This is a genomic window from Ruegeria atlantica, from assembly GCF_013032005.1.
In the GTDB taxonomy this organism is placed as follows: domain Bacteria; phylum Pseudomonadota; class Alphaproteobacteria; order Rhodobacterales; family Rhodobacteraceae; genus Ruegeria; species Ruegeria atlantica_A.
The window spans coordinates 11138-35730 of record NZ_WQBE01000016.1 but is presented as its reverse complement, the minus strand read 5'-3'; the positions used below and the strand labels follow the sequence as shown (position 1 = coordinate 35730).

Below are 24593 nucleotides of genomic sequence, written 5' to 3'. Positions count from 1 at the left end.
AGTAAAAACATGAACCGACGGGTTGGGAGGCCCTGAATGGAATTCATTTATTACTTCGGAGACGTGTTTACCCCGCTGTCATTCATGCTGCTGCTCGGCGGTACAATTGGGGGCCTGATTCTGGGTGCCACGCCCGGGCTTTCACCGACCATGGCTGTCGCGCTGTTGATCCCGTTTACCTTTCAGCTTGAGGCAGCGCAGGGTCTGATCTTGCTGGGAGCCGCCTATACATCGACCGTGGCCGGAGGGGCAGTCAGCGCAATTCTCCTCAAGATCCCCGGCGCGCCTGCCAATATCGCCACAACACTGGACGGGCATACGATGGCCAAACAAGGCCAAGGTGCGCGCGCTTTGCAGCTTTCGTTTCTGGCTTCGGCGGTGGGGGGAATATTCGGGGTTCTGCTTTTGATCTTCCTAACCCCCGTTTTGGCCAAATGGGCTCTGGCGTTCGGTCCTTCGCATTTATTTTGGTTGGCCATTCTGGGCGTGACGGTGATCGGGACTCTGGACTCCGCGTCGGTGGTAAAGGGGCTACTGTCAGGCTGCATCGGCTTGTGGCTGGCCACTATCGGCTTTGATGACATCATGGGGGCGCAGCGTTTCATCTTTCACCCCGCTTTGGGTGGTGGAATCAACATCATTGCCGCGCTGATCGGCCTGTTTGCAATCCCACAGGTGCTGACGATGTTCGCCAAGGGGCGCCATAACGCAGGGGCCGAGGTCATTGAAGTGCAGCGCCATTCGATCGTCGCGGCATTCCGAGAGTTGTTCAGCCGCACCCGTGCGCTGGGTATCGGAACGATGACAGGCTCAATCATCGGCCTAATCCCGGGTGTCGGCGGACAAATAGCGGGTCTTGTTGCCTATGATCAGACCAAAAAGTTCTCGGCTGAAAAAGACAAGTTCGGCACGGGTCATTCCGAAGGAGTGATCGCTGCGGAATCCGCCAACAATGCCATGGTCGGCCCATCTCTGGTACCTTTGCTGACGCTGTCCATTCCCGGCAGCCCCACCGCCGCTGTTCTGTTGGGCGGCTTGCTGATTCACGGTATTTTCCCTGGCTCAGACCTGTTCGACAATCACCCCGATGTCGCCTGGACCTTCATCAACTCGATGCTGATCGGGCAGATACTGATGTGCATCTTTGGCCTTTATGTCGCAGGGCTAGCAGCCCGCGTGGCGCAGGTGCCGCAATCGGTCATGGCCGCCATCGTGCTGGCGCTGTCGGTCTTTGGGGCCTATTCGGTGCAGGGATCGATGGGCGACGTCTATGTCATGGCCTGTCTTGGCATCGGCATGTTCTTTCTGGAACGTTTCGGATTCTCTGCCGCACCCCTGGTGCTGGGGCTGATCCTTGGACCCATCGCCGAGGCCAACTTCATTCAGGGCGGAATGATCGCCGACGCCACCGTTGGCAAGGCTTCGTATTTCCTGACCGGCGGTTTGAACCTGTTGCTGATCGTCATTGTGCTGGCCTCGATCGCCTATTCGGTCTGGATGGAACTGCGCAGCCGTCGCTACACCACCAAAGAGGAGGCGCAGGCATGAACCGCTCGCAGCACATATTCGGGTCGGGTCTGGTTTTTGCAGTTGGTCTCTGGGTGACGTGGGTCAGCTATACCCAGCAACCGGCCGAAGCCTTTCTGTTCCCGCGCCTTATCGCGTCTGTTTTCGTGGTTCTGGCCGGCTGGACATTTGGCAAAGCCCTGATGGGCTTGTCCAAAGTCGGAAACGGCGTGACGCGCGCCATGTTCATCAACATGCTGCCCGGCCTGATCATCACGCTGATCTACGTGTTCTGGGCGGCAAAAACGCTTGGGTTCTATACCGCTACGACCATCACCTTTTTTGTCCTGCTGTCGATCTACGATCCCGCGCCTCATGCCGAAGCAAAAAGCTGGATCAAACGCGGTGTCATCACAGTGGTGTTTGTGACGGTGATGTACGGGCTCTTCGCCATGCTTCTGAACGTCTACACCCCAAGGGAAATTCTGTTCTGACCGCACCAATTTGCGGGTGAACCAAATCAGGGAGGAAACGCAAAATGAAACGATTGATCGCAGGGGCCGCACTGGTTCTGACTGGCCTGACAGGCCAGGCAATGGCCGAAGAATACCCGGAACGACCACTGATGATGATGGTCAGCTATGGGGCCGGAGGTGCAACCGACTTTCAGGCGCGGATCGTCACCATGACGGCCGGGAACGAGGATGCGCTGGGAATGCCCATTGCCATCATCAACAAACCCGGCGCAGGTGGTCGCGTTGGCTGGAACTGGTTTGCCACGCAGGCCGACCCGGACGGTTATACTTTGGCCGCCTACAACGTTCCCCACTTCATCGCCCAATCGATCAAGGGCGGCGTCGAATACTCGACCGACAGCTTTGAGCCCATCGCCAATTGGGGGGCCGATCCTGCTGTGTTCGTGGTTGGTGCGGACAGTGAACTCAATTCAATGCAGGATGTTGTCGCCTTTGCGAAGGAAAACCCCGGCAAACTGACCGTTTCGGGTGCAGGATTGTTTGTAGGCCACCACATTGCTGCACTGCAACTCGACAAGGCCGCCGGGACCAAAATGGCCTATATCCCGACCAAAGGTGGCGGGGCCGCAGCAATGAAAGCGGTGATCGCGGGCGAAGTCATGGGCGGCATCAACAACCTGTCTGACGCGTTCCGCGCCCAAGAGGCGGGTAACGTCAAAATCCTGGGCGTCGCCGATCTGGAACGCAACGCCTTCCTGCCGGATGTTCCGACGATGATGGAACAGGGGCTCGAGGTCGACAATTCGTCGGTCAACTTCCGGGGTGTGATGGTGCCCAAAGGAACTCCGCCGGAGGTGATCGAGAAACTGGCCGCCACCGTGCCCGAGATGTTCGCCAATTCCCGCGTCGCCAAAAAGATGGAGGCAGGCGGTTCGCCAATGCACATCATGACACGGGACGAAGTGATCGAAATGTGGGCTCAACGCCAACAGACACTGAACGAATTGCTGGCCGGCCTCTGATCCGGCGATCATAGCGGGGCGGAACGGGTCCGCCCCGAACAACCATTCGAGGACCAAGATGAACGCTCAGGACGGGATTTCCCCCGAAATTGCTGAAATAGATCGTATTGTCGCACGCGCGCGAAAAGCTCAGGCGGCTTTTGAAGCCGGTGCTAGCCAGTCGCTTTACGACAAAGCGGCACTGGCGGCGGGCTGGGCCATCATGGAACCGACGCGAAATCGGGCGCTTGCCGAGGTAGCCGTCGAAACCACCGGACTGGGCAATGTGCCCGACAAGATCACAAAGAACCACCGCAAGACACTTGGCCTGTTGCGGGATATCGCGAGCGTTAAAACCCAGGGCATTATCAGCGACGATCCGGCCACCGGAATTACCGAGATTGCCCGGCCGATCGGGGTCATTGGCGCGGTCGTCCCTTCGACCAACCCTGCCGCCACGCCCGCGAACAACATCATCAATGCGCTCAAGGGTGGCAATTCCATCGTGGTGGCACCGTCGCCCAAGGGCGTGGCCTCTTGTGAGCTGCTGGTGGGTTACATCCACGCTGAGTTTGACAAACTGGGGCTGGATTGTGATCTGGTCCAGATGATCGCAGCGCCCGGGTCAAAGGCGAAAACCCAGCGGTTGATGGAGACCGTTGATCGGGTGATCTGCACTGGCAGTCAAAACAACGTCCAGCGCGCGCAGTCCTGCGGCACGCCTGCGGTGGCGGTTGGCGCTGGCAACGTAACTGTGATTGTCGACGAAACCGCCGACCTGCAAGATGCCGCAGCCAAGATCGCGGCGTCTAAATGTTTCGACAATGCAACGTCCTGCTCTTCCGAGAATGCTTTGGTCGTGGTGGATGCGGTTTATGACGCATTCGTCGCCGCGATGGCGACCGAAGGCGGCGTTCTGGTACCGTCTTCGGAAACAGACGGTATCATCGCGCGGCTCTGGCCTGACGGTCACCTCAACCGGTCCGTTATCGCGCAGGACGCCGACAAGATGCTAGACGCCTTGGGGATGGCAGGCAAAGTCCCTGAAGGAACCAAGTTTCTTGCGGTTGAGACCGACGGTATCGGTGCGGATCATCCATTGTCGGGCGAAAAGCTCAGCCGGGTTCTGGCACTCTATCGCGCGGCGGATTTCGACGACGCTAGGGAAATTGCAACCCGAATTCTGGCGCATCAAGGGGCAGGGCATTCGGTTGGCATTCATACGAATGACGATGCGCGTGCCATCGGTATGGGGCGTGATCTGCCCACCTGCCGGGTGATCGTTAATCAAGCACATACCTTTGCCACTGGCGGCAGCTTTACCAACGGGATGCCTTTTTCGCTGTCGATGGGCTGCGGCAGCTGGGGCGAGAACTCAATCGACACCAATCTGCACTGGCGTCACTTCGTCCAGACCACGAAAATTGTGCGTGAAACGCCGCCGCGCGAACCCGGGCTTGATGAGATTTTCGGCGCCTACTGGTCGGAGGTCGGACAATGACCAACCCGCCCGAAGGCACCATCCGTGATTGGCTGGACTACCGTGCGATCCAAGGTGGGACCGGCTTCGTCTTCCCGGACGGCGCGGCGGACCTGACTTGGAGCGAGTTGCGCGAAACCGCGCGTCGTGTTGCCGTCATGTTGACCGATCTGGGCGTAGAAAAAGGCGAAAGTGTCGCCATCCTTTACCCAAATTGTCGCGAAGCGTTGGAGGTTCTGTTCGGTGTTCTCTATGGCGGATTTCGGGCAACGATGATCAACCTCGTCGCCGGAGACAGCGCCGTTACCTATGCTCTGGAGCACAGCGATGCACGTTATGGGTTCGTGCATTCCGACCAAACGGGCCTGTTTGCGCGAACAGCCGATCCGGCAGCGATTACAGCGCTGCATGTATCGGACGCCAAAGACACCGGCAGCAACCTGCATGGCATCTCATCAAGCAGTCATGCGCTGTTGATGTACACTTCGGGGACGACCGGGCGTCCTAAGGGGGTAGTTCACACTCACGCCAGCTTGTTGGCGGGCGGTTGGACAACTGCGGTCGCGCACCAATTGACTGACGCTGACCGTGGGTTTTGCGTCTTACCGATCTACCACATAAACGGGCTGTGCGTGACGGTCATGGGAACATTGGTATCGGGCGGTTCGCTGGCCATGTGCGAAAAGTTTTCGGCCAGCAGATTCTGGGACAATCTTGGCAAGGTCGGCGCAACTTGGTTCTCGGTGGTACCAACCATCATTTCTCATCTGCTGCACTCGGACACCAGTCCGGATGCCAATACCCGACAGCGCGTACGCTTCGGACGATCCGCATCTTCAGCATTGGCGCCGGACGTTCAGCGCAGTTTTGAAAACCGCTTCGAAATTCCGATCATAGAAACGATGGGCCTGACTGAGACGGCGGCGCAGATTCTGTCGAACCCGCTGCCTCCGGGTGTTCGTAAGATCGGGTCGCCCGGGGTTGCCTTTGGAAACGAAGCGGCAATCCTGGACGCCAGTCTTCAACCTGTGCCGCGCGGAACCGAAGGCGAATTGGTCATTCGTGGTCCCAATGTGATGCTGGAATACCTCAAGGACTCCCGCGCGACGTCGGGAACGTTTACGGTTGATGGCTGGTTGCGCACCGGCGACCTCGCGCGCATGGACAAGGACGGATATGTTTTTGTAACAGGACGCTTGAAAGAGTTGATCATCAAAGGCGGTGAGAACATCGCGCCGCGTGAGATCGATGAAGCGCTTTATTCCCACCCAGACGTTGTCGAAGCGGCAGCTTTCGCACGCCCCTGCGCCAGCTATGGTGAAACCGTAGAAGCCGCTGTTGCAATTCGCGAGGGGTCTCAAGTGACCTCTATGGATCTATCGAAAATTTGCGAAGCGCAGGTCGGCCGGTTCAAATCGCCCGATCGCGTTCATTTTCTGCTGGAACTGCCAAAAGGGCCATCTGGGAAAATCCAACGAAACCGTATACTTGAGATCGTTAACGAGAGAGCTGGTGACCCAACTACCTGAACATCCGCGACATCGTTAATTAGATTACCCAGTGTTCGCGCTGGCGAAGCCGCGCTGCAGCACCAACAGAGTTGTCACTTGACCACATTGAACCTCAGTCCCAGCTTGTAATCAGTTACTTCGTTTCGATTGGCTGATACCGAAGATGGCAACTTATTTTATTTTTCGCGTAAGAATGTGTAAATTGTTTCTGTGGCTTCGAAAGGGGACCTGATCCAGAAACTTCTCAAGGGCATCGAAACCGGTGATGCGGCAGCTGCGGCTGTCGCAAACGAGGTAAGCAACATGACCCGAGGCTGCGGCCGACAAGTCGCTGTAGAAACATTCAAAAAGCGCAATAATCTTAAGGTGTCGATCAACAAGGTTTAGGTCGTTAGCGAGGAGGCCGTGGGCTAGTTGGCTGTTCGTTTCAACGCCATTTACGGTGCTCACCATTCTGGCGACAGCTGAATCGGCCTGCGACTACAGACAATCTCCGCTGTTATTGAATAACAATTCACACAAACTCTATTATCGGATTTGGATGTTGGCTTATCGAAGACTATGGCCTCAATTTCTGTGTTTTGAATTGCTAGAAAGATGCTTTTATGAAGCGAGCTGTATTGGCAATATCTATTTTGATGTTGGCGGGATGCGTATCAACCAACCCTCCTCCATCTGCACCTATCCCAAACCCCGGTCGCGCGAGCGCCCCCGTCAGTTCACAGCAGGCACAAGTAAGGTTTCGGCAGGTCGCCGCACGAATAGAACCCGTGGCAGAGCGAGAATGCCGCCGCCGTACTCGGGGAGTGAATTGCGATTTCTTGATCCGCATTGATCCAAACAAAAAAGCACCCTCAAACGCATATCAGAGCTTAAGCAAGTCGGGACGCCCGGTGATCACAATGACCCAAGCGCTGACACGAAGTGTGAACAATACCGATGAACTTGCATTTGTAATGGCGCATGAAGCCGCTCACCACATTCAAGGGCATTTGGCGCGTCGCGCTCAAAATGCGGCGGCTGGTGCAGTAATTTTGGCTGGTCTGGCAACAATAGCCGGGACCGGGCCGAATGATATTGCCGCTGCACAAGATCTTGGAGCGTTTGTCGGCGGGCGCAGCTATTCAAAGAACTTTGAATTGGAAGCTGATCAACTAGGCACGGTAATAGCCCATAAAGCGGGCTATGATCCACTCAAAGGTGCGCTTTACTTCGCGCGAGTTCCTGATCCTGGTGATCGTTTTCTGGGCACACATCCTCCCAACGCACAAAGGTATCATGCGGTTCAAGCTACGATGACTCAGATTGGCGGCTGATTCATTAGGTCAACAGGTAGTCGCAGAGTCACAATGCTAAAGTTCGTGCAAGCCTTGATAACGCAGTTTCAGTGAATGGCCGCTTCGACGGGGTGCGCCGCAGTACCAGTGGGCAAAGCCAATGTCGGCTCAGAGCCGAATGATGGCGTGGCGGCTGCTCATCTGCGGTTGCGGACAGCCATTAACCAGGACTCCCTTGCGCGAACATAACGCAAAAGCGGCCTCAGTCGTTCCTGGCAATGTGCTAGACTGCCGTGAAACAGAATGGGCCCCAACATGATATCGCACGAGAACAAGCGCAGGCTCTTTGAAGTTGTTGGTGAAAATCCAAAAGCCCATTTGAGTCCGTACTGCTGGCGCAGTCGCATGGCGCTGGCGCATAAACAACTAAGTTTTGATTCAGAGCCATGGCGCATAACCGAAAAGCAACGGATCGCAAGATCCGGGGGTGTGACGGCGCCGGTTCTGGTGGATGGCAATCAGTGGGTCCGGGACAGTTGGTGCATTGCGTCTTATCTGGATGACACCTATCCGGGCCATCCACTGTTTGCCAGCCCATCCGACAAGGCAAAGTCGCTATTCGTCAATCACTGGGCAGACAACACGCTGCACCCTCTGATCTTTCGTGCTGTCATAGCGGAGCAATTTCCCCTGACGGCGAAGTGCGACAAGGATTACTATCGTGAACGAACCCTGCGCAAATTCGGCCAGACCGTCGAAGAAATCGGAGCTGACCCTGAATCCGCACGTCACGCGATCAAACAAGCACTGAGCCCGCTTGAGGTAACGCTCGCCGAAACGCCGTTCCTGGGCGGCGTAGCACCAGATTATTCGGACTATATATTGTTCGGTACATTCCAGTGGCCCCGGGTTGTCAGTCTGACGACATTCTGGCCACCAGAGAGTGCTCTGCACCGTTGGTTCGAAGAACTGCTCGGCGCATTCGATGGAATGGGGCGGGCACAACTGCCGCGCAGCGCTCTTTAAGGCAGTAACTCTGATCGATGGGTGCGAATATAATCTGCCGTGCGAAACACTAACGCAGCCAGCGTAGCCGTCGGGTTGATGGCGCCGGGCGTCGGAAACAGGCTTGCGCCGGCGACAAACAGATTGTCGATCTCATGCACCTGCCCATATGAATTCGTGACCGATGCCGATGCATCGTCGCCCATGATTGTTCCGCCCATCATGTGCATAGGATTTCGCGGGCCCGCCCAGGCATCAGTAACCCCCACCGCATTGAAGATACGGAGACCCTCGGCCCTCGCCAGATCTGATCTGGAGGCATTTGCCTGTGGAAGAGAGTTTTGCACATGGGCTTGCGGTAACCCATATCGATCTTTTTTTGATGGATCGAGCGTGACGCGGTTTTCCGGAATACTATCTTCCTCGCACAACACAGTCATATTGCCATAATGCAAACTGGCTTGACGCAAATATGCGTCCAGAGCCTCGCCGCGCAATTCGGGTTTGGCCAGAGCAATTCCCAACAAATCGTTGGGTTTTGCAGCTTGTCCAACAAGCCACGCGCGGCTGCCAAAGGTATCCTTTGCCGGTTGTTTGTCGTCATAGCCATCCAGGCAGAGCGTATTCGCACCGGACACACCCAAATGGGGCTCAGTTTCCTGAGAAAAAAGCCCGTGGATGGTCGTTAGCGCGTGAGACGTAAAATAGCGTCCCAGGGTTTTGCTGCCATTGCCAAGCCCATTAGGATGCTTGTCGCTGGCGGACAGCATCAGCAACCGTGTATTCCAGATTGTGTGGCACGCCGAGATAACAATTTCGGCAGGTTGCAGGTTTTCCCGGCCCTGCTCATCGACATATAAGACCGCGGTTGCCTTAGACCCCGCAGGGTCAGTTTCAATTCGTGCAACATAGGCGTTGTGGCGTAGATCAACCCCAGCTTTTCGGGCCCGTGGCCATTGCAGGACTAGTGGATTTGCCAACGCCCCGATTGGGCAGCCCGCGTCGCACCAGCCGTCAAGCAGGCATCCTAACCGGCCATCATAGGGAACGGAGTTTACTGCCAATGTGTTTGTTGTGAGTTTCAGCCCCTCTGCTTCAAACCCGGGCTTGATGGCCTGTGACTGTTTGGAAATTGAAATGGCAGGCATGGGATAGGCCTCGCCGGGCGGCGCATTAGTATCTTCATCGCCAGAAACGCCAAAATAAAACTGCGCACGGTCATACCATGGCCGCAGGTCTTCATAATCAATGGGCCAGTCTAGACTGCGCCCGTACAAGGATTTGACGTGAAAGTCGTCCGGATGCAGCCGGTACCAATTTGCGTACCAATGCAAACCGGCCCCGCCGGTCCCCCAACCCATGGCGAAGTTTGCGGCCCCCACAAGATCGCCTGACTCCCGGACCTCCGGCCCTGCCCATCTGAGCCGCCGGGACCAGATCTGCGAGCTGATCATATCCGAAAGCTGGCGCTCCGGCCCGGCTTCCAGGACCAGCACGGCGAACCCCGCCTCACCCAACTCCGCCGCCATCGTGCTGCCGGCGATGCCAGAGCCGATGATCACGACTTCGACCTTATCATGTGATATTTTGGTCATTGGTTCTCTGTGTTTTGGGTTTCTCCTAGGTTAGCAGAATTGCTACCAAGGCCGGGGTGGCGGAATATGCGCGAGATAAGGAATATTCAGATCCGCAAATCCCGCCTGCGTGCCATAAACAACATCCACCGCGTCGCTGCGTGAAATGAAATAAAAGAAACTCGGATCTGGATCGGTCCAAACTTGCATCTTCGAGGCTATCGCAGCCTCAACCAATTCCAGTTGCTTACCGGCATCCGCCCGTGCAAAGGACAAACCAAACCGGTGCATGCATTCTTTTTCAATGCCCAAGATCCCATTGCGGTAAAATCCTGCCATGTCGCTGGCATCGAGGTATCTGAGAAGTAACAAGGACGTGGCCTGATCTCCTGCGAGGTTTTCGTCGACAAACCTAGCGACCCCGGCCTGGTCTGCGCCGGACACGATCGCCGCACACCAGGCAGCCAGAGTCTCTACTTCGGCTGCCGTGAGTACCTTGTAGCTTGTGTTTTCGACGGTCTTTGCCTCCGCGTTTATGGAAAGGCTGCGCATTACGATGTTTGCCCAGAACGTTGTCGGGATCACACGAGTCAAAAAGCGTCGTCTTCCCATCATTCGACCTGTCTCCACCTATTGCAAACAGATGCCCTGATCACCTGGCTGGGCCCACCTTATCAGTTTCCGTTCAATCAGTCATACACGTCTAACTACCGGCGAAATCCAAACTCGGTGTCAAAGATTGCGGGAGACATCCCATTGAACAGATCGCCCAGCTTTTCAAGCTCCGCTTGCGGGCCATGTAATTCGACCCCGGTGATCTCGACCAGCTGTTGCGTGAGCTCAAAGATGTGGTTGCCCAATTCCATATGGCGGATCACTGCATCGGCGTTGTCATAGTCTTCGCGGGATACAACTTTTCCACCGGCACCGAAACTGTAGGCTGACGCCAAATGGCCGGGTTCTAGCCTACGCAGTTCAATCATTTTGGAACAATTTTCTCTAAATGCCGCTGCATGTGATTCTAGGATCGTCATATAGCCAACGACAGTTACAATCTGCGGGACGGACACGGTAACTTCTCCTACAATTCGATTTTGAATACACCACGAGAATAAGTGTATTCCGCCCGCAGGTAAAATGGTGGTGGGTACTCTAGTTCGGACACCAAGGAACACAGATGTATTCGCCCATGAGTAAAATCGTACATGCATAACAAAAACATCCAGCACTGGTTACCACCTTACTCCCAATCTCTGGGCCTCGAACTGGTGTCCGTTTCAGTGGAGGAGGTGGTGGCGAAACTGCTCGTCCGAGAAGACATGGGCAACCGAAACGGGGTGATGCATGGTGGTGCGATCATGGGGGCGGCAGACTCCATAGGAGGAGTAGCTGCGGCAGTGAACCTTGACAAAGATGCCAGTACAACAACCCTGGAGAGCAAGACGAACTTCATCCGATCTGTGCGGATTGGCGACGAGATCACTTTGACCTGTATTCCCCTGCATCGCGGTCGAAAAACAATGATTTGGCAGACCACGATTTCCCGACCCGATGGCCGTACTGCGGCGATCGTGACCCAAACGCAACTCACTCTGGATTGGAAAGGTTAAACCACCAGGTCATAGCTGGCTGAGTTTGCAATCGGAAGCCATAACCAAGATTTGTCCGTGATCTGTGAGTTTGGTGCTTTCATAATTCGCACGTGCAGTGAAAGTCAGCAAAGCGGGCTGCGCGCGCAGCAACTATGCACCTCACTGAGTGACCGGATTGGGCCGTCCGTACGGCCTGTGTGATGTGGGGCAGGGGGCAATGCTGCACTGGCTCTGATGGCCGCCCTGAGCCCTAAGTACCACATTCTGCATATTGCACGAATGGCGCTTGCTTCAAAATAGCAGACATCCACAAGTGTTTCTTGCCGAGGATAAGTTGCCCCTCGGGTTAGGTCATCGGTCGCCGCGCACTGGTGACCATGAAGCCTGGTCCGGCCGTCCAAGCTTCGGGGTTACGGATGATCGAAAGTGCTTCGGTCAGCATGCCTTCGGTCATAAAACCGCCACCGATCAATTTAGGCGCCAATGTTGCCAATGTTAGTGACCAGGTCTGCGCTTCAGCCGCTCCTGCGGTATTTCCGGAGAGATTTAAAATGGGCTGGATGTGCCGTGCATCAATTTCCGTAAAGCCCGTATTGGCAAGAAAGCCCGGCAACGTTGCACCAAATTCTAAATTCCACCCTTGAGATGCGGTGAATTCGAGATACGCGGTCCAGAACGTAGCCCAAAAACGGCTCGGACCGGAAGCAACTCGCCTGAAATCCATTTCAGTAACAACAAATGCGCCGCCGGGTTTGAGCGACTTCAGGATCGCTGACAAAACCTCTGTTCGGGTCGGTAAAAAGCACAACACCGCGCGACAGTGAACCAGATCATACAATTCTGAACCAAGCTCATCGGCTCGCAGATCGATCTCCTCTAGGGCTATGTTGGGTAAGGTGTTTTCTTTCACGGACGACACGTCCAGATCGCTGGCGATGACTTTTGCGTGGGGCAATGTCTCGGCCAGCCAGATCGCGACGCTTCCGCGCCCGGCACCTATATCCAGACAATGCGCATTCTCTGGAAGGTTCAGTCTTTCAATTGTTGCAAAGGTATCGGGGTCGTGCGCATGTGACATGCGATCAAGCCGCTCGGCCTCAGTCGGCAATGTGTGAGGTAATAGATCTTCGTACATCTGGTGCCTCCCATTTCTATCCAGAAAATACACTGTATTCACGCATGTTAATACCCGGGCGCACGGTCTACCTGCTTGTGGTAGGATTGATTGACTTCATGTTTTTGTGGTGAGTCACGTGTTCGAAAAAGCGCATTCGTCATGAACAGGCCTGTTGCCCTCGACTATCTGTTATTGGTCGGGATCAGTCTGATTTGGGGGTCCCAGTTTGTTCTGAACGAACTGGCCATTCAGAGTTTTTCGCCGTTGGTCGTGGCGACCGGGCGGGTGCTGATCGGATTTGTCACCCTGACGATCATCGCCGCTGTGACGTACGGACGTTCAGCGGGATCTTCGATAAAAGTCGGCAGACAGCCTTGGTCGCTTTACTGTGCAATCGCGGTAGCTGAAGCAATCTTGCCGTGCTTTCTGATCCCCTGGGGGCAGCAACACGTCGACAGCAGTATTGCTGCCATCCTCCTTGCCACAGTGCCAATCTTTACCCTGATACTGGCCCCGTTTTTCGTGAAAGACGAGCATTGGAGTTTGATCGCAGCGCTGAGTGTCGCTGTCGGCTTTGTAGGGATTCTGGTTCTGATCGTTCCAAGTATCAAAGGCAGCTGGCTGGCGGACATAATCGGCGAACTGGCGATCCTGGGCGGCGCACTGAGTTTCTCGGCAAGCCTGATCATGATGAAACATCTGTCAAACGTGCCACCTGTTCTTGCGATGCGAAACGTCTTTATGATCGCGTCCGCAGTACTGGTGATTTTGACGTTGATCCTCAGTTCCGCGTGGAAGCCGGACCCGTCGTGGCAAAGTGTAACAGCGCTGGCAGGCCTAGGCGTCTTTTGTGGCGGCATAGCCTATGTTCTGTTCATCTATATGGTTGGTCGAACCGGCCCGACCTTTACTGCCCTTTCCGGTTATCTGATCACGCTGGTAGGCGTTTTCATCGGCATTGCGTTTCTTGGAGAGCGACTACAGGCGAATGACATCCTTGCGCTTATTCTGATCGTCGCGGCGCTGATCATTGGCAAGTTCAAGTCTTAGTATGCCGCCATTGTACGTTTGCCTTGTACCTACCTTGGAGCGATGAAGACGTCCTGCTTCGGGAGCTTTTTGACAACATCCAGTTTCTGATCAAAATGCGCGGCAAGTAGGTAGTTGGGATTACCTGCAATCCATTCTGAAAGGTCGATTGCCTGATACTCACCGGTGTTAAACGCGATCAGTATTCGGGCTTTTCCCTCACCAGCATTTTCAATCGAATGCCCATAACCCTGAGGAATATATCCCACATCCCCCTTGTTCAGAGATTCTGTGGCGAAGCGGCCGTTTGCACCAAATATGGTAATTCCGATGCTACCGCTCATTACGTATTGCCATTCATCCGCGTTCGGGTGCCAGTGGAACTCCCTCATCCCCTTAGGCTCAAGTTCCAAAACCACGCCCGTAACCGTGGTTGAGATGGGGAATTCCGATTGGCTGACCAGCCATTCTCGACCGCCTGCGAAAGAAGAATTCGGCTCTTGGTCGAGCAGCCTGTATTTATGCGTATTCCGAGGTGTTGCCAGATGCCCCTGATGAGGCAAAGCAGGTTCTTCCGGCGGCGGGTCGCCGTGAACGAAATAAACTTCGCTCTTGGGAAAAGAGTCAAACGCTGCTGCGGGCAAGCCAAGGGATTTTGACAACAGGTCTTTCGGCGCGTGGCCAATCCAGTCCGTGATGCTGAATGTACCGAATTCAGAGAAATACCCATTGTCGAATATCAGAATGAAGTGGCAAGGCTGGTTGCCCAGACACTGTATGGAATGCCCGTAACCACGCGGGAAATACCATACGTCACCTGGTTCAAAATCGTTCGTTTCGGATTTTCCAGCCGGGTTGATGACTGTCGTCCGGCATCGCCCCTCCATGACAAATGCCCATTCCGCAGCAGTGGCGTGCCAGTGCAATTCACGGGCGACACCGGGTTCCAGTTTCATTGAGACACCGGCGATTCCCGTTGAAACCGGAAGTTGGCGCACGGTGGCTTCTTTTCCGAAACTGCCACCGTCTTCACGCCCTTTGGATTTTTCCAGTTCAAACTTGAAGTTTGGAAGCTCTTGCTTGGAAAGTTCTGGATCAGGAACATTGTTCCAAAATGGGCCCGATGGAAACTCTGCGGCTGAAACTTGCATCGCAGCAGTTCCCCCGAGACCCGTTGCTGCGGCTGCTTTAAAGAATTCTCGCCTGGATGAACTAACCATATTGGCCTCCTAATTCTCGGGGAGTAGTCTCAAAAGTGTAACACAGGATATTTGGCTCTCTAAACTTGCTACAAATTGTTTGGCACGGTCGAACAGCGAGACACCCGTGCCATCTCATGTTCTTTGTGTAACCACCTGTGTAGCTATGCTTTAGATGGCGCAAAGCACGGGAAGTGGACCTTTGCTGCGGTCGCACCACAATCTCCCGTCACTTCAGAAAGCGGACGTTGAAGATTTAGATCGTTGCCGTTGTGTTTATGCCACCACTGAAGCGTAGTGCCGGTAATTTTCCGAACAACTCGACTTTCTAATCACTTAAGGTAACCTGTCATTGAGGTTTTAGTCCCCCGACACACAGCCGTTCAGTGTTCGGTGCCTTCTGTCTCAGGCAAAATGACCCTCCATTACAGAATCGATTGCCCGGTCGACTTCCAATCATTGAGAAACTGCTCAATGCCGGTGTCGGTTAGCGGATGCCTGACTAATTTGCGGATAACGGACGGGGGGATCGTGGCTATGTCTGATCCGGCCAAGGCCGCCTCTGTAATATGATTGGGGCTTCTGATGGATGCTGCAATGATTTCAGTTTCAATACAATAGGTGTCGAAGATGCTTCGGATATCACGGATTAGATCGGCTCCGTCTAGATTGATGTCATCCAATCTGCCAACGAAAGGTGATACATAGGTCGCGCCCGCCTTTGCCGCCAAAAGAGCCTGATTGGGTGTGAAGCAAAGCGTGACGTTTGTTCTAATACCCTGCCTCTTGAAATGAGCACTGGCTCTCAGGCCATCCAAGGTCAGCGGCAGTTTGACAACCACGTTGTCTGCGATCGCCGAGAGGTACTCTCCCTCCGCAATCATTCCTGCGGCATCTAAAGCTGCGACTTCTGCCGATACGGGCGTATCTGTCAGAGTGCAAATTTCAGCAATGACCTCTTTGAAATCGCGGCCAGACTTGGCGACCAGGCTTGGATTCGTGGTAACACCGTCCAGTAGCCCAAAGTCTATCAGGTCTTTGATGTCGTTTACTTCTGCGGTGTCCACGAAGAACTTCATAAGCTTCCCTCATCGTGTATGGGATGATGTTAATTGCACTGAAAAACGCCAGGACGAGTTAGTATCAACGGATCGCTTCTGCGTCGGATGAGCCGGATCAAAACGCGCAACGCATACCGAATTCGGTGTAATTCTGGTTCAATGTCAGATCGGCTTTCCTGCTCTCTCTGATGACAAGTTCAGCATTGGGCAGATCATTCGTTGTGGCGCGTTGCAGCGCGGATTTTGGGTCAAAGCCATGCTTGATCCAGCGGCTTTGCAGCCTGCATTTAAGCTCCTCTAAAGTTGGGCTGACAAATACTGTTGCGGCATAGACATCTGCCAATGTTCTCCACGGGTCGCTATCAATCAGAAGGTAGTTTCCCTCAACGACGATAGTCGGAGTTTCTGGGTGAACAGCAATCGCGCCTGCAATGGCCAGATCCATTTGGCGGTCGAATTTGGGGTGAAAGGACTCATGTCGCGCCGACTGCAGTCCTCTGATTGCCTTGCAAAACCCAATTCCGTCGAAGGTTTCTGGTGTCCCTTTTTTTTCCAACAAACTACGCGTCTCAAGTACCCGATTGTCCAGATGATAGCCGTCCATGGGTACCAGCGTGGCTAACGGAACCGCAGAACTCTGATGTGCGTTCAGTGATTGCACAACGTTATCTGCCAGCGTCGACTTGCCGGATGCAGGGGGGCCGGCGATTGCGACAATCGTCCGAACCCCAACTTGCCTCCGGGACGAGATCAGGTCGCAAACGCGTATTATGTCCTGCCCGATCACGCGGCGTCCTCTTTCGGGGGCTCTTTGGCACCAGTCATGAAGGCCACGGCATCGGACATTGTGTAGTCCTTGGGATCGATTGTGCAGAGCCTTTTGCCCAGCCGGTGCACATGGATGCGATCGGCGACTTCGAAGACATGCGGCATGTTGTGGCTGATAAGTATGATCGGAATGCCACGCGCGCGCACATCCTGGATGAGTTCGAGAACTTTCCGACTCTCTTTCACCCCCAGTGCAGCCGTTGGTTCGTCCATGATGATGAACTTGGTCGCAAAGGCTGCGGCGCGCGCAACGGCAACACCTTGGCGCTGACCGCCCGACAGTGTCTCAACCGCTTGATTGATCGACTGAACGGTCATGAGGCCAAGCTCGGTCAGTTTTTCACGGGCGAACTTTTCCATGGCGGGTCGATCAAGTTGACGCAGATATTGCCCCATGAAGCCCTGTTTGCGGATCTCACGACCCATGAACATATTGTCCGCGATTGACAGAGCGGGCGACATGGCAAGTTGTTGATAGACGATCTCGATCCCCATGTTCCGGGCGTCGATCGGAGAGGTAAAGTTAACCTTCTTGCCTTCGATGAGGATTTCGCCCTCATCCGGGATCGTGGCTCCGCAGATCGCTTTGACGATGGATGATTTTCCGGCGCCGTTGTCCCCAATGACCGCAAGGATTTCTCCCTGACGCAATTCAAAATCGGAATGGTCGATGGCGGTGACGTGGCCATAGCGCTTCACGATTCCGCGGCCTTGGACGATTGGTGTTGTGTCTGACATTAGCCCGAAACCTTTCTAATCCACTGGTCGACTGCGACCGCTGCGATGATGAGGAGACCGATGAGCAGGAAGGTCCACTGCGCATCTGCGCCCAAGAGCCTCAGCCCAAGAGTAAACACGCCAACGATCAGTGCTCCGAACAACGATCCCAGAATGGATCCCCGCCCGCCGAACAGTGAGATGCCACCGATCACAACCGCGGTGATACTTTCGATGTTGGCCAGTTGGCCAGAAGTTGGAGAGACTGAGCCGATGCGGCCGATCAGAGCCCAGCCGGCGAAGGCGCAGATCAGTCCGGAGAGCATATAAACTGACATCAAGGTCTTGTGGACATTGACACCGGACAGTTCGGCCGCTTCTGGATCGTCGCCCACCGCATAGACATGACGGCCCCAAGCTGTGTGTTTGAGTGCATAGGCCAGCACAAAAATCAAGACGAGCATGAATATGACGCCAACTGTAAAAGTCGCTCCACCGATGCTAAATTTTGTGCCGAAAAACTGAAGGAAGGGGGCGTTTGCCTCTATGTCCTGACTACGAATGGTCTCGTTTGCGGAATACAGGAAATTGGTTGCCAGAACGATCTGCCACATTCCAAGTGTGACAATAAAAGGGGGGAGTTTAACGCGGCTGACAAGCCAACCGTTGAGGGCTCCGATCATCGTTCCGACAGCCAGACCGCACATGACGGCTAATGGCACAGGAATGCCATATCGGAAGGTGAACTGACCCATGATAACTGAAGAAAAAACCATGATCGCACCGACACTCAGATCGATGCCAGCGGTCAGAATAACAAGGCTCTGTGCTGCTGCCACGATGCCGACGATCTGAACCTGTTGAAGGATCAAGGTCATAGCGAAAGGCGAGAAAAATTTTGAACCCAATAGCAGCCCAAAAACCAACATCGCTCCGACTAAGACAATAAGTGGCACAAAGGACGGATTGACATGGAGAAGGTGCTGCAACTTCCCCAGTGCGCCGCGCCGGTGATCCTCAAACTCCGCGACGGTTTCCGCCCTGCTTGCTGCGGCTTCAAATTCCGGGGTGCCTTGGTTTGTTTCAGACATATCTCACCCTTTCGTGGCTTGCATTGGGGTCACGAGATCAGTTTACAGGAAGTATCGGATTGCTGGTTAAAGCAATGGTGAGGCGCTCATATGAGCGCCTCACCAAATGGGCTTGTACTTAGCCCCAGCAGAGTTCCAGGCCCTCTGCGACTGAAATCGATTCAACACCATCGGCGGGTTGATCAGTAATCAGCGCCACACCGGTATCATAGAAGTCTTTTCCAGGTGTGTTTTCAGGCTTCACGCCTTCGTCTGCCCATTTCTTTACGGCTTCAACACCAAGCGAAGCCATCAGCAAGGGGTATTGCTGGCTTGTGGCGCCGATTACACCGGCCTGAACGTTTTGTACGCCGGGACAGCCGCCATCGACTGAAACGATCAGAACATCGTTTTCACGTCCAATGGATTTCAGGGCCTCGTAAGCGCCCGCCGCTGCCGGTTCATTGATCGTATGCACAACGTTGATCGTCGAGTCCTTGGCCAGAAGATTTTCCATGGCGCGGCGCCCGCCTTCTTCGTTGCCGTCGGTCACGTCACTACCAACCAGCCGCGCGTCCGTTTCGTCGCCAATGACATTGGGATCAGCCAAGTCCACTCCGAATCCGTCAAGGAAGCCCTGATTGCGCAGAACGTCTACTGTTGGCTGGCTTACATTCAGATCAAGCGTCGCGATTTTTGCGTCCGCTGCAGCGTCACCCATTTTGGCCTTTGCCCATTGCCCGATCAACAGTCCGGCCTTGTAGTTATCCGTTGCGAAAGTTGCATCAGCTGAATCGATCGGGCTGAGCGGTGTGTCCAGCGCAATAACCAAAAGTCCTGCATCCCGCGCTTGTTGGACCGCTGGAACAATCGAGCTCGTGTCCGATGCCGTTAGTAGAATTCCCTTTGCACCGTCGAGGATGCAAGTTTCAATGGCCTGAACCTGAGTTTCGTGGTCGCCGTCAATTTTACCAGCAAAGGCTTTCAACGTCATGCCAAGCTCTTCAGCCTTGGCCGTCGCGCCTTCTTTCATTTTTACAAAGAAGGGATTGGTGTCAGTCTTCGTGATCAGGCAGACGGTTTCTCCGGCTGCCTGAGCAGAGGCCGCTGCCATCGTGAGCACAGTCGCAGATGCGGCAATCTTGAATAGATTTCTCATATTTGTCCTCCCAGAAATATTTGTTGCCCCGAGCGGCGTACCAACGAGGCCTACCTCCATCCTCGAATGAAGGTCTCATTCAAGAAACTGTGATTCTGGTCTCTCTGTCAATAAATAAATAAAGTTTATTTATTAATTTGATCGACCGCCTTTCCATAGTAAAACAAGGTGGTTATGTTTTGAGTTATGGAGAAAGACGCGCTGAGAATGCTGACAGGAGGCGTAAGTCAAAGCGGTGTTCGAGACCACAACGAACGTCTGATTTTGACAGTTTTACAACGGCATGGGCCTACGGCGGGTGCTGACGTTGCGCGGTTGACAGGTCTGTCTCCACAGACCGTTTCAATCATTTTGCGCAAGCTCGAAAAAGACCAGATTCTCAAACGCGGAGCCCCGTTGCGAGGAAAAGTTGGGAAGCCCTCGATCCCAATGGAGTTAAACCCGGAAGGCATCTTGTCAGTCGGGATGAAGATAGGGCGACGCAGTGCCGATCTGCTTTTGATCGACTTTACAGGCAGGCCGCGCCGCCAACTTTCCACAACCTATGATTATCCGTTGCCAGAGGCCGTTTTCGGGTTTTTGGATTCTGGCTTAGAAACGCTACTGGCTCACGAACCGCAAAGGCTTCGTGATCGCGTATGCGGGATTGGAATCGGCACACCGTTCGAACTTTGGAAATGGCACGACCTGTCTGGGCTTGCCGCCAAGAAGTTTAGTTCCTGGAAAAACGTTAACTTCTTCTCGGAGGTCGCCAAGTTCAGCGACTTGCCGGTTTTTGTAGTCAACGACGCGACCGCAGCGTGTCACGCGGAGCATCTATATGGTCGTGGGGCTGAGTATCGCGATTATTTTTATTTCTTCATTGGGTCAATGATCGGCGGCGGAGTCGCGTTGAACGGCACCGTGTTTGAGGGCAACCAAGGCAATGCTGGTGCCTTGGGCGCGATGCGCACGACGGGCCCATTGGGTGAAAGCCAGCAACTGATCGACACCGCCTCACTGTTTCTGCTTGAGGACAGGCTGATCGAAGGGGGCGTCGATCCCGCGATTCTCTGGAAGAAGCCGCAGGACTGGACCAGCATCACACGGTATGTCGAGCCGTGGATTGGAGCGACTGCGCAGGAGTTGGCCAAGGCTTCTCTTTCAATTTGTGCCGTCATCGACTTCGAGGCCATTTTCATCGACGGGGCGTTTCCGCCGGACGTAAGAGAAGAGTTGGTGGCAAGGGTTCGGCGCTATCTGGTCAACCAGGACAAACGCGGTCTTATCCCTCCGGTCGTGGAAGCCGCAGCAGTCGGAGAAAACGCCCGTGGCATTGGGGCGGCAAGCAGCCCAATTTTTCGCCAGTTCCTACTAAACACCAATGCAGGCCTTTCTGGGATGTAGCAGCAGTTCGTCGTCAAATTTCCTAATCAGGAAAGAGTCGCGGATTTCGGAGGGGCGGGGGACTCGCCTTTCTGGCCGGGGCCAGCCGTAGGTTTTCCTTTCTGGAGTTTGTTTTGGCGGCAGCGATTGCCGTTGCGCATTTTTTCATGATTTTTATCTTCTTTAGCTAACCGTCGTGTGCCCGAATGGGTGCGCTGCGTTTTTCTGCTGAGCCGATAGACCTCTTGCAATACCTTCGGCGTGTGCACCGTCCGCTATCGGGAGGCTGCAATGCTGCAACGTCAAAATCGACGAATGTTCGAAACGGGCCGCAATTCAATCCAACTGTTTCTTGAATCTCAGAGTTGCCGCCAACAATCCGAATACTGCAAACCCGATCATCCAGAGAATCCCCCATCGCAACTCATAAAGCGAAGCATCTCGCAGGACCACGCCGCGGATCATGTCCATAAAATGCGTGGCCGGCAGGACTTGTGCGATGGTTTGGACAGGTCGCGGCATGCCGTCGAAGGGGAACATGAACCCGGACATCAGGATCGAGGGCAGCAGGACAAAAATGGTCATCTGCATCGATTGAAGCTGGTTCTGTGCAAGTGTTGAAATGACTAACCCTAGCGACAGGCTGGCAATTATAAAAAGCAGTGTCACCACAAGAAGAACGCCCAACCCACCATTGATCGGGACATCGAACAACATGTGCCCGATGCCAAGGATGATTGCGACCTGCAGCAGTCCCAGGAAGATATAGGGTATGATCTTGCCAATCATCAGCTCGATGGACTTGATCGGTGTGTTGATCAACATCTCCATATTTCCCCGCTCGCGTTCACGGACGATAGCGGCCGAGGTGAACAGGATCATTGTCATGGTTAGGATAACCCCAACCAAACCGGGTACGATGTTCACCGCCGACCGCTGTTCGGGGTTGAAGTAGAGCGTGACTTCAAACGTAGGCACCTGTCGGTTGGGCGGTTGCTTGAGCAACTCGGTCAGTGGCATCGTGCGCAGGGACTTGATCGCGCTGGCGACCATCGTGTCCGAGCCGTCCACGATCCAATGGGCAACAGGCCGACTGCTGGTCTGGTTGGTTGCGTCGGGCAATCCCAATCCGACGGAAGGGCTTCGGGCGAGGCGGTGGCTCACATCCTGAGGAATAATTAAAGCGGCGCGTACGCGAGATTCGGTGATCGCGCGTTCGGCCTCTTGCGGGCTGGTCAACTCCTCGGTGATTGTTACGACCTGCGTGGCCTGAACAATCTGCGCCAGCGTGCGCGACAGTTCAGTTCGGGATTGATCCACCAGTGCGACGGGCACGTGACGCAGATTTGTGTTTATCGCATAGCCGAACAGCAGCAGTTGGATCAGTGGTATCATGACAACCATGGCAAAGGTCATTCGATCTCGCCTCAGCTGAAGCAGCTCTTTCTTCAAAACGGCTGTGATACGACGCGGCGAGATCATTGTCCCGGCCCCCGCGTTGCGCTGACAAAGACGTCTTCAAGGTTTGGACGTTGAGACGTCAGGGACAGGTCCGCAAACGCATCAAGCCGGGCGCGTAGCATATCAACTGGCCGAGGTTCGGATTTGTCGACCAGCACGCGCAGCCGCGAGCCGACCTGAGCCGTTGAGAGTATTTTGGATTTGCCATCCAGCTCGTGTTTGACTTTTCTCAGGTCCGGCCCTTCCACCTCTACAACATCGGCGTCCAGATCATCCATCAATTGACGGGGGGACCCATCCGCCTTTTTTACGCCGTGCTGCAGGATCGCCAGCCTGTGACAACGCTCTGCCTCGTCCATGAAATGGGTCGACACAATCATCGTCGCACCCTGATCGACCAGATCGAACAGCTGCTCCCAGAACGTGCGGCGGGTTTCGGGATCAACGGCCGACGTTGGTTCGTCGAGAAACAGAAGTTTTGGCTGGTGCATGACGGTTGCTGCCAGCGCCAGTTTCTGTCGTTGTCCGCCGCTCATGCTGCCGCTTAGCTGATGCACGTTCGTTGTCAGGTCATAGGTGTGCAGCAACTCGTCAATCCGGTCCGCGGCTGATTTAGCCGGAACGCCGTAAATTTCCGCCGCGAACCGGAGATTCTCAAGAACGGTCAAATCGCGATAATACGAGAAGATCTGGGTCATATACCCAATCTCGTTCTTCAACGGTTCCGCCGCTTCGGGCATGGACTGCCCCAAAACCGAGATCGTTCCACTGCTGGGGATCAGCAAGCCGGTCAACATGCGCATGGTAGTGGTCTTGCCACAGCCATTGGGGCCAAGAAACCCGTAGATCTGGCCCGTTCTGATCTCAAGGTCCAGATTGTTGACCGCTGTGTTTTCCCCAAACCGGCGGGTCAGGCCTTTCGTCGAGACAACGATGTCGCTCATGGTAAGGGAACCTGCACAGGCACTCCGGCGGGTAAGTCCGGCGATGCGGTTGGCAGGTCAATTTCGGCGAGATAGACAAGCCGCGTACGGTCATCCTTGTTCAGCCCGTAATATGGCGTGAACGACGCATCGTCGCTGATCCAGCGGATCACGCCGTCCAATGGATTGGAGAGTCCGTCAATGCGCACTCTCAGTTTATCGCCGGGCTTTAGTGTGACGCGATGCGGTTCGGGTACATAGACACGCGCATAGGGTGTTTGACCGGTGACCATAACGGCAACCGGGCTGCCGGATGTTACCCGCTCGCCCAGATTCCAGGGCAGTGAATCCAGTACACCGTCGCGGGTCGCAACAACTGTCAGGTCATCTAACACGGTCTGTTCGGCGGCAACCGTGGCTTCTGCTGCACGTACGTTGGCCTCGGCGACAGCAAGATCTTCGGGACGGGTGCCGTTTTGCAGCTCTTTCAAAGATTCCTGAGCGCTGGCCAACTCGGCACGCGCAGAATCGCGTAAGGCCAGATCATTTGCCACCTGTGCTTCGGTGACGACCGAGTTTTCGACCAGTCTGGCGTTTCTTTCGTAGATGGCTTCGGCGTCAACCAGTCGCGCAACAGCACCTGCGACCTTGGCTTCGGCAATTGCAATCTCTTCTTCCCGCGGTCCGACCTGCAGCTTCAACAGCGTGGCCTGCGCCTTTTGAAGCTCGGCCTGTGCCAGGCTGAGCTTGGCAGTCTGTAATGTTGGATCGAGTTGAACCAGAATATCTCCTGCTTTGACGACAGTTCCTTCGGCGATCGGTAAATCGACAACGATTTCACTGGCCGTCGCAGTCAAAGCCACCCGGTCGCGGGCCAGTACGCCCAGGGCCACGCTCGTGTCTGAACCAGAGCACCGATCCAGAACGGCGGGCAAAACGGCGACCAATATCAGGGGTATGGGAATCGTCAAATTCAGCAAGGCTACCTTCCGGTTTCTGGCCGCTATTCAGGTGGGCCGGTTATTGAATCATACAATCAGGAAATTCGATTTGTATATATCGTCCTGCAGCAGCGTCACTCAAGCAGGCACCCCAGCCAATCTTCGAGGTTTTGGATGTTCTGGCGGCAGCATTCGACTTCATTCGGGCCAATGACACCGCTGGGCGTGACGTGAGCAACGTATCTAAAGCTCACTTTGTCCCGCGTACTGTGTGTTTATACGCATCGATATTTTGTGCACG

At 54.7% G+C, this 24593-nt stretch carries 23 protein-coding genes; 10 read left to right on the top strand and 13 right to left on the bottom strand.

Annotated elements, in window-relative coordinates; all coding sequences use genetic code 11:
* Window positions 1-36 precede the first annotated feature (36 nt).
* From GOX21_RS20245 to GOX21_RS20215, 7 genes are all read left to right on the top strand, one after another.
* A complete protein-coding gene (locus GOX21_RS20245; RefSeq protein ID WP_170379681.1) occupies window positions 37-1548 on the top strand; it encodes a tripartite tricarboxylate transporter permease in 1512 nt (503 codons plus the stop codon).
* The gene (locus GOX21_RS20240; RefSeq protein WP_170379684.1) at window positions 1545-2000 is read left to right on the top strand and encodes a tripartite tricarboxylate transporter TctB family protein; all 456 of its coding nucleotides are present in this window, start codon (window positions 1545-1547) and stop codon (window positions 1998-2000) included. Before GOX21_RS20245 ends, GOX21_RS20240 begins: the two co-directional genes overlap by 4 nt.
* A gap of 44 nt (window positions 2001-2044) precedes the next feature.
* Window positions 2045-3004 (top strand): Bug family tripartite tricarboxylate transporter substrate binding protein, encoded by a 960-nt coding sequence (locus GOX21_RS20235; protein ID WP_170379686.1) that lies wholly within the window; start codon window positions 2045-2047, stop codon window positions 3002-3004.
* A gap of 58 nt (window positions 3005-3062) precedes the next feature.
* Window positions 3063-4484, top strand: a complete 1422-nt coding sequence (sauS, locus tag GOX21_RS20230) for an acylating sulfoacetaldehyde dehydrogenase (protein ID WP_170362686.1) — start codon at window positions 3063-3065, stop codon at window positions 4482-4484.
* Window positions 4481-5992 carry an AMP-binding protein gene (locus GOX21_RS20225; RefSeq protein WP_170379688.1) on the top strand — a complete coding sequence of 504 codons (1512 nt, stop codon included), beginning with the start codon at window positions 4481-4483 and terminating at the stop codon, window positions 5990-5992. The genes sauS and GOX21_RS20225 overlap by 4 nt, the downstream gene beginning before the upstream one ends.
* 587 nt (window positions 5993-6579) lie before the next feature.
* Window positions 6580-7290: a M48 family metalloprotease gene (locus tag GOX21_RS20220; RefSeq protein WP_170351246.1), complete on the top strand. Its 711-nt coding sequence runs from the start codon at window positions 6580-6582 to the stop codon at window positions 7288-7290.
* A 264-nt stretch (window positions 7291-7554) separates the two neighbouring features.
* Complete coding sequence (locus GOX21_RS20215) at window positions 7555-8277, top strand: glutathione S-transferase N-terminal domain-containing protein (protein WP_368040048.1); 723 nt, start codon at window positions 7555-7557, stop codon at window positions 8275-8277.
* Here the strand turns inward: GOX21_RS20215 and GOX21_RS20210 are convergent.
* The 3 genes from GOX21_RS20210 to GOX21_RS21805 form a co-directional block, all read right to left on the bottom strand.
* Complete coding sequence (locus tag GOX21_RS20210) at window positions 8274-9851, bottom strand: GMC oxidoreductase (protein ID WP_170379692.1); 1578 nt, start codon at window positions 9849-9851, stop codon at window positions 8274-8276. The two genes, GOX21_RS20215 and GOX21_RS20210, sit on opposite strands and share 4 nt — an antisense overlap.
* A gap of 42 nt (window positions 9852-9893) precedes the next feature.
* Window positions 9894-10445, bottom strand: a complete 552-nt coding sequence (locus tag GOX21_RS20205; protein WP_170379694.1) for a gluconate 2-dehydrogenase subunit 3 family protein — start codon at window positions 10443-10445, stop codon at window positions 9894-9896.
* A gap of 92 nt (window positions 10446-10537) precedes the next feature.
* A complete protein-coding gene (locus GOX21_RS21805) occupies window positions 10538-11041 on the bottom strand; it encodes an antibiotic biosynthesis monooxygenase (protein ID WP_367647973.1) in 504 nt (167 codons plus the stop codon).
* Between GOX21_RS21805 and GOX21_RS20195 the strand changes: the two genes are divergently transcribed.
* The gene (locus GOX21_RS20195) at window positions 11036-11440 is read left to right on the top strand and encodes a PaaI family thioesterase (RefSeq protein ID WP_170379696.1); all 405 of its coding nucleotides are present in this window, start codon (window positions 11036-11038) and stop codon (window positions 11438-11440) included. The genes GOX21_RS21805 and GOX21_RS20195 overlap by 6 nt on opposite strands.
* 328 nt (window positions 11441-11768) lie before the next feature.
* On the opposite strand, the gene GOX21_RS20190 is transcribed toward GOX21_RS20195, so the two are convergent.
* Window positions 11769-12557, bottom strand: a complete 789-nt coding sequence (locus GOX21_RS20190; RefSeq protein ID WP_170379697.1) for a class I SAM-dependent methyltransferase — start codon at window positions 12555-12557, stop codon at window positions 11769-11771.
* A gap of 141 nt (window positions 12558-12698) precedes the next feature.
* Here GOX21_RS20190 and GOX21_RS20185 point away from each other — a divergent pair, with 141 nt between their 5' ends.
* Window positions 12699-13589 (top strand): DMT family transporter, encoded by an 891-nt coding sequence (locus GOX21_RS20185; protein WP_170379699.1) that lies wholly within the window; start codon window positions 12699-12701, stop codon window positions 13587-13589.
* Between the two features lie 29 nt (window positions 13590-13618).
* Here GOX21_RS20185 and GOX21_RS20180 read toward each other — a convergent pair whose 3' ends face one another.
* From GOX21_RS20180 to GOX21_RS20155, 6 genes are all read right to left on the bottom strand, one after another.
* On the bottom strand, window positions 13619-14788 hold the full coding sequence (locus GOX21_RS20180) for a cupin domain-containing protein (protein ID WP_170379701.1): 1170 nt from the start codon (window positions 14786-14788) through the stop codon (window positions 13619-13621).
* Between the two features lie 404 nt (window positions 14789-15192).
* The gene (gene fsa, locus GOX21_RS20175) at window positions 15193-15846 is read right to left on the bottom strand and encodes a fructose-6-phosphate aldolase (RefSeq protein ID WP_170379703.1); all 654 of its coding nucleotides are present in this window, start codon (window positions 15844-15846) and stop codon (window positions 15193-15195) included.
* A gap of 97 nt (window positions 15847-15943) precedes the next feature.
* On the bottom strand, window positions 15944-16432 hold the full coding sequence (locus tag GOX21_RS20170; RefSeq protein WP_170379705.1) for a hypothetical protein: 489 nt from the start codon (window positions 16430-16432) through the stop codon (window positions 15944-15946).
* Window positions 16433-16611: 179 nt separating this feature from the next.
* Window positions 16612-17394: an ATP-binding cassette domain-containing protein gene (locus GOX21_RS20165; protein WP_170351257.1), complete on the bottom strand. Its 783-nt coding sequence runs from the start codon at window positions 17392-17394 to the stop codon at window positions 16612-16614.
* Window positions 17394-18464: an ABC transporter permease gene (locus GOX21_RS20160; protein WP_170351258.1), complete on the bottom strand. Its 1071-nt coding sequence runs from the start codon at window positions 18462-18464 to the stop codon at window positions 17394-17396. The genes GOX21_RS20165 and GOX21_RS20160 overlap by 1 nt, the downstream gene beginning before the upstream one ends.
* 118 nt (window positions 18465-18582) lie before the next feature.
* Window positions 18583-19557 (bottom strand): sugar ABC transporter substrate-binding protein, encoded by a 975-nt coding sequence (locus tag GOX21_RS20155; protein WP_254428641.1) that lies wholly within the window; start codon window positions 19555-19557, stop codon window positions 18583-18585.
* Window positions 19558-19788: 231 nt separating this feature from the next.
* Here GOX21_RS20155 and GOX21_RS20150 point away from each other — a divergent pair, with 231 nt between their 5' ends.
* Window positions 19789-20988 (top strand): ROK family transcriptional regulator, encoded by a 1200-nt coding sequence (locus GOX21_RS20150; protein ID WP_170351260.1) that lies wholly within the window; start codon window positions 19789-19791, stop codon window positions 20986-20988.
* Window positions 20989-21303: 315 nt separating this feature from the next.
* Here GOX21_RS20150 and GOX21_RS20145 read toward each other — a convergent pair whose 3' ends face one another.
* The 3 genes from GOX21_RS20145 to GOX21_RS21685 are packed head-to-tail and all read right to left on the bottom strand — an operon-like array spanning window position 21304 to window position 24331.
* Entirely contained in the window at window positions 21304-22449 is a 1146-nt protein-coding gene (locus GOX21_RS20145) for an ABC transporter permease (protein ID WP_170379707.1), read from the bottom strand.
* Entirely contained in the window at window positions 22446-23372 is a 927-nt protein-coding gene (locus GOX21_RS20140; RefSeq protein WP_170379709.1) for an ABC transporter ATP-binding protein, read from the bottom strand. Before GOX21_RS20140 ends, GOX21_RS20145 begins: the two co-directional genes overlap by 4 nt.
* Window positions 23369-24331 carry an HlyD family secretion protein gene (locus GOX21_RS21685; RefSeq protein ID WP_302476831.1) on the bottom strand — a complete coding sequence of 321 codons (963 nt, stop codon included), beginning with the start codon at window positions 24329-24331 and terminating at the stop codon, window positions 23369-23371. The genes GOX21_RS20140 and GOX21_RS21685 overlap by 4 nt, the downstream gene beginning before the upstream one ends.
* Window positions 24332-24593 lie beyond the last annotated feature (262 nt).

What these genes read in the sequence shown, in the direction of transcription:
- GOX21_RS20205 (WP_170379694.1), bottom strand. Translation starts at nt 10,445, where the DNA reads ATGATGGGAAGACGACGCTTTTTGACTCGTGTGATCCCGACAACGTTC.
- GOX21_RS20140 (WP_170379709.1), bottom strand. Translation starts at nt 23,372, where the DNA reads ATGAGCGACATCGTTGTCTCGACGAAAGGCCTGACCCGCCGGTTTGGG.
- GOX21_RS20210 (WP_170379692.1), bottom strand. Translation starts at nt 9,851, where the DNA reads ATGACCAAAATATCACATGATAAGGTCGAAGTCGTGATCATCGGCTCT.
- GOX21_RS20185 (WP_170379699.1), top strand. Translation starts at nt 12,699, where the DNA reads ATGAACAGGCCTGTTGCCCTCGACTATCTGTTATTGGTCGGGATCAGT.
- GOX21_RS20165 (WP_170351257.1), bottom strand. Translation starts at nt 17,394, where the DNA reads ATGTCAGACACAACACCAATCGTCCAAGGCCGCGGAATCGTGAAGCGC.
- GOX21_RS20150 (WP_170351260.1), top strand. Translation starts at nt 19,789, where the DNA reads ATGGAGAAAGACGCGCTGAGAATGCTGACAGGAGGCGTAAGTCAAAGC.
- GOX21_RS20195 (WP_170379696.1), top strand. Translation starts at nt 11,036, where the DNA reads ATGCATAACAAAAACATCCAGCACTGGTTACCACCTTACTCCCAATCT.
- GOX21_RS20170 (WP_170379705.1), bottom strand. Translation starts at nt 16,432, where the DNA reads ATGGACGGCTATCATCTGGACAATCGGGTACTTGAGACGCGTAGTTTG.
- GOX21_RS20225 (WP_170379688.1), top strand. Translation starts at nt 4,481, where the DNA reads ATGACCAACCCGCCCGAAGGCACCATCCGTGATTGGCTGGACTACCGT.
- GOX21_RS20240 (WP_170379684.1), top strand. Translation starts at nt 1,545, where the DNA reads ATGAACCGCTCGCAGCACATATTCGGGTCGGGTCTGGTTTTTGCAGTT.
- GOX21_RS20235 (WP_170379686.1), top strand. Translation starts at nt 2,045, where the DNA reads ATGAAACGATTGATCGCAGGGGCCGCACTGGTTCTGACTGGCCTGACA.
- GOX21_RS20220 (WP_170351246.1), top strand. Translation starts at nt 6,580, where the DNA reads ATGAAGCGAGCTGTATTGGCAATATCTATTTTGATGTTGGCGGGATGC.
- sauS (WP_170362686.1), top strand. Translation starts at nt 3,063, where the DNA reads ATGAACGCTCAGGACGGGATTTCCCCCGAAATTGCTGAAATAGATCGT.
- GOX21_RS20160 (WP_170351258.1), bottom strand. Translation starts at nt 18,464, where the DNA reads ATGTCTGAAACAAACCAAGGCACCCCGGAATTTGAAGCCGCAGCAAGC.
- GOX21_RS20215 (WP_368040048.1), top strand. Translation starts at nt 7,555, where the DNA reads ATGGGCCCCAACATGATATCGCACGAGAACAAGCGCAGGCTCTTTGAA.
- GOX21_RS20245 (WP_170379681.1), top strand. Translation starts at nt 37, where the DNA reads ATGGAATTCATTTATTACTTCGGAGACGTGTTTACCCCGCTGTCATTC.
- fsa (WP_170379703.1), bottom strand. Translation starts at nt 15,846, where the DNA reads ATGAAGTTCTTCGTGGACACCGCAGAAGTAAACGACATCAAAGACCTG.
- GOX21_RS20155 (WP_254428641.1), bottom strand. Translation starts at nt 19,557, where the DNA reads ATGGCAGCGGCCTCTGCTCAGGCAGCCGGAGAAACCGTCTGCCTGATC.
- GOX21_RS21805 (WP_367647973.1), bottom strand. Translation starts at nt 11,041, where the DNA reads ATGCATGTACGATTTTACTCATGGGCGAATACATCTGTGTTCCTTGGT.
- GOX21_RS20180 (WP_170379701.1), bottom strand. Translation starts at nt 14,788, where the DNA reads ATGGTTAGTTCATCCAGGCGAGAATTCTTTAAAGCAGCCGCAGCAACG.
- GOX21_RS20190 (WP_170379697.1), bottom strand. Translation starts at nt 12,557, where the DNA reads ATGTACGAAGATCTATTACCTCACACATTGCCGACTGAGGCCGAGCGG.
- GOX21_RS20145 (WP_170379707.1), bottom strand. Translation starts at nt 22,449, where the DNA reads ATGATCTCGCCGCGTCGTATCACAGCCGTTTTGAAGAAAGAGCTGCTT.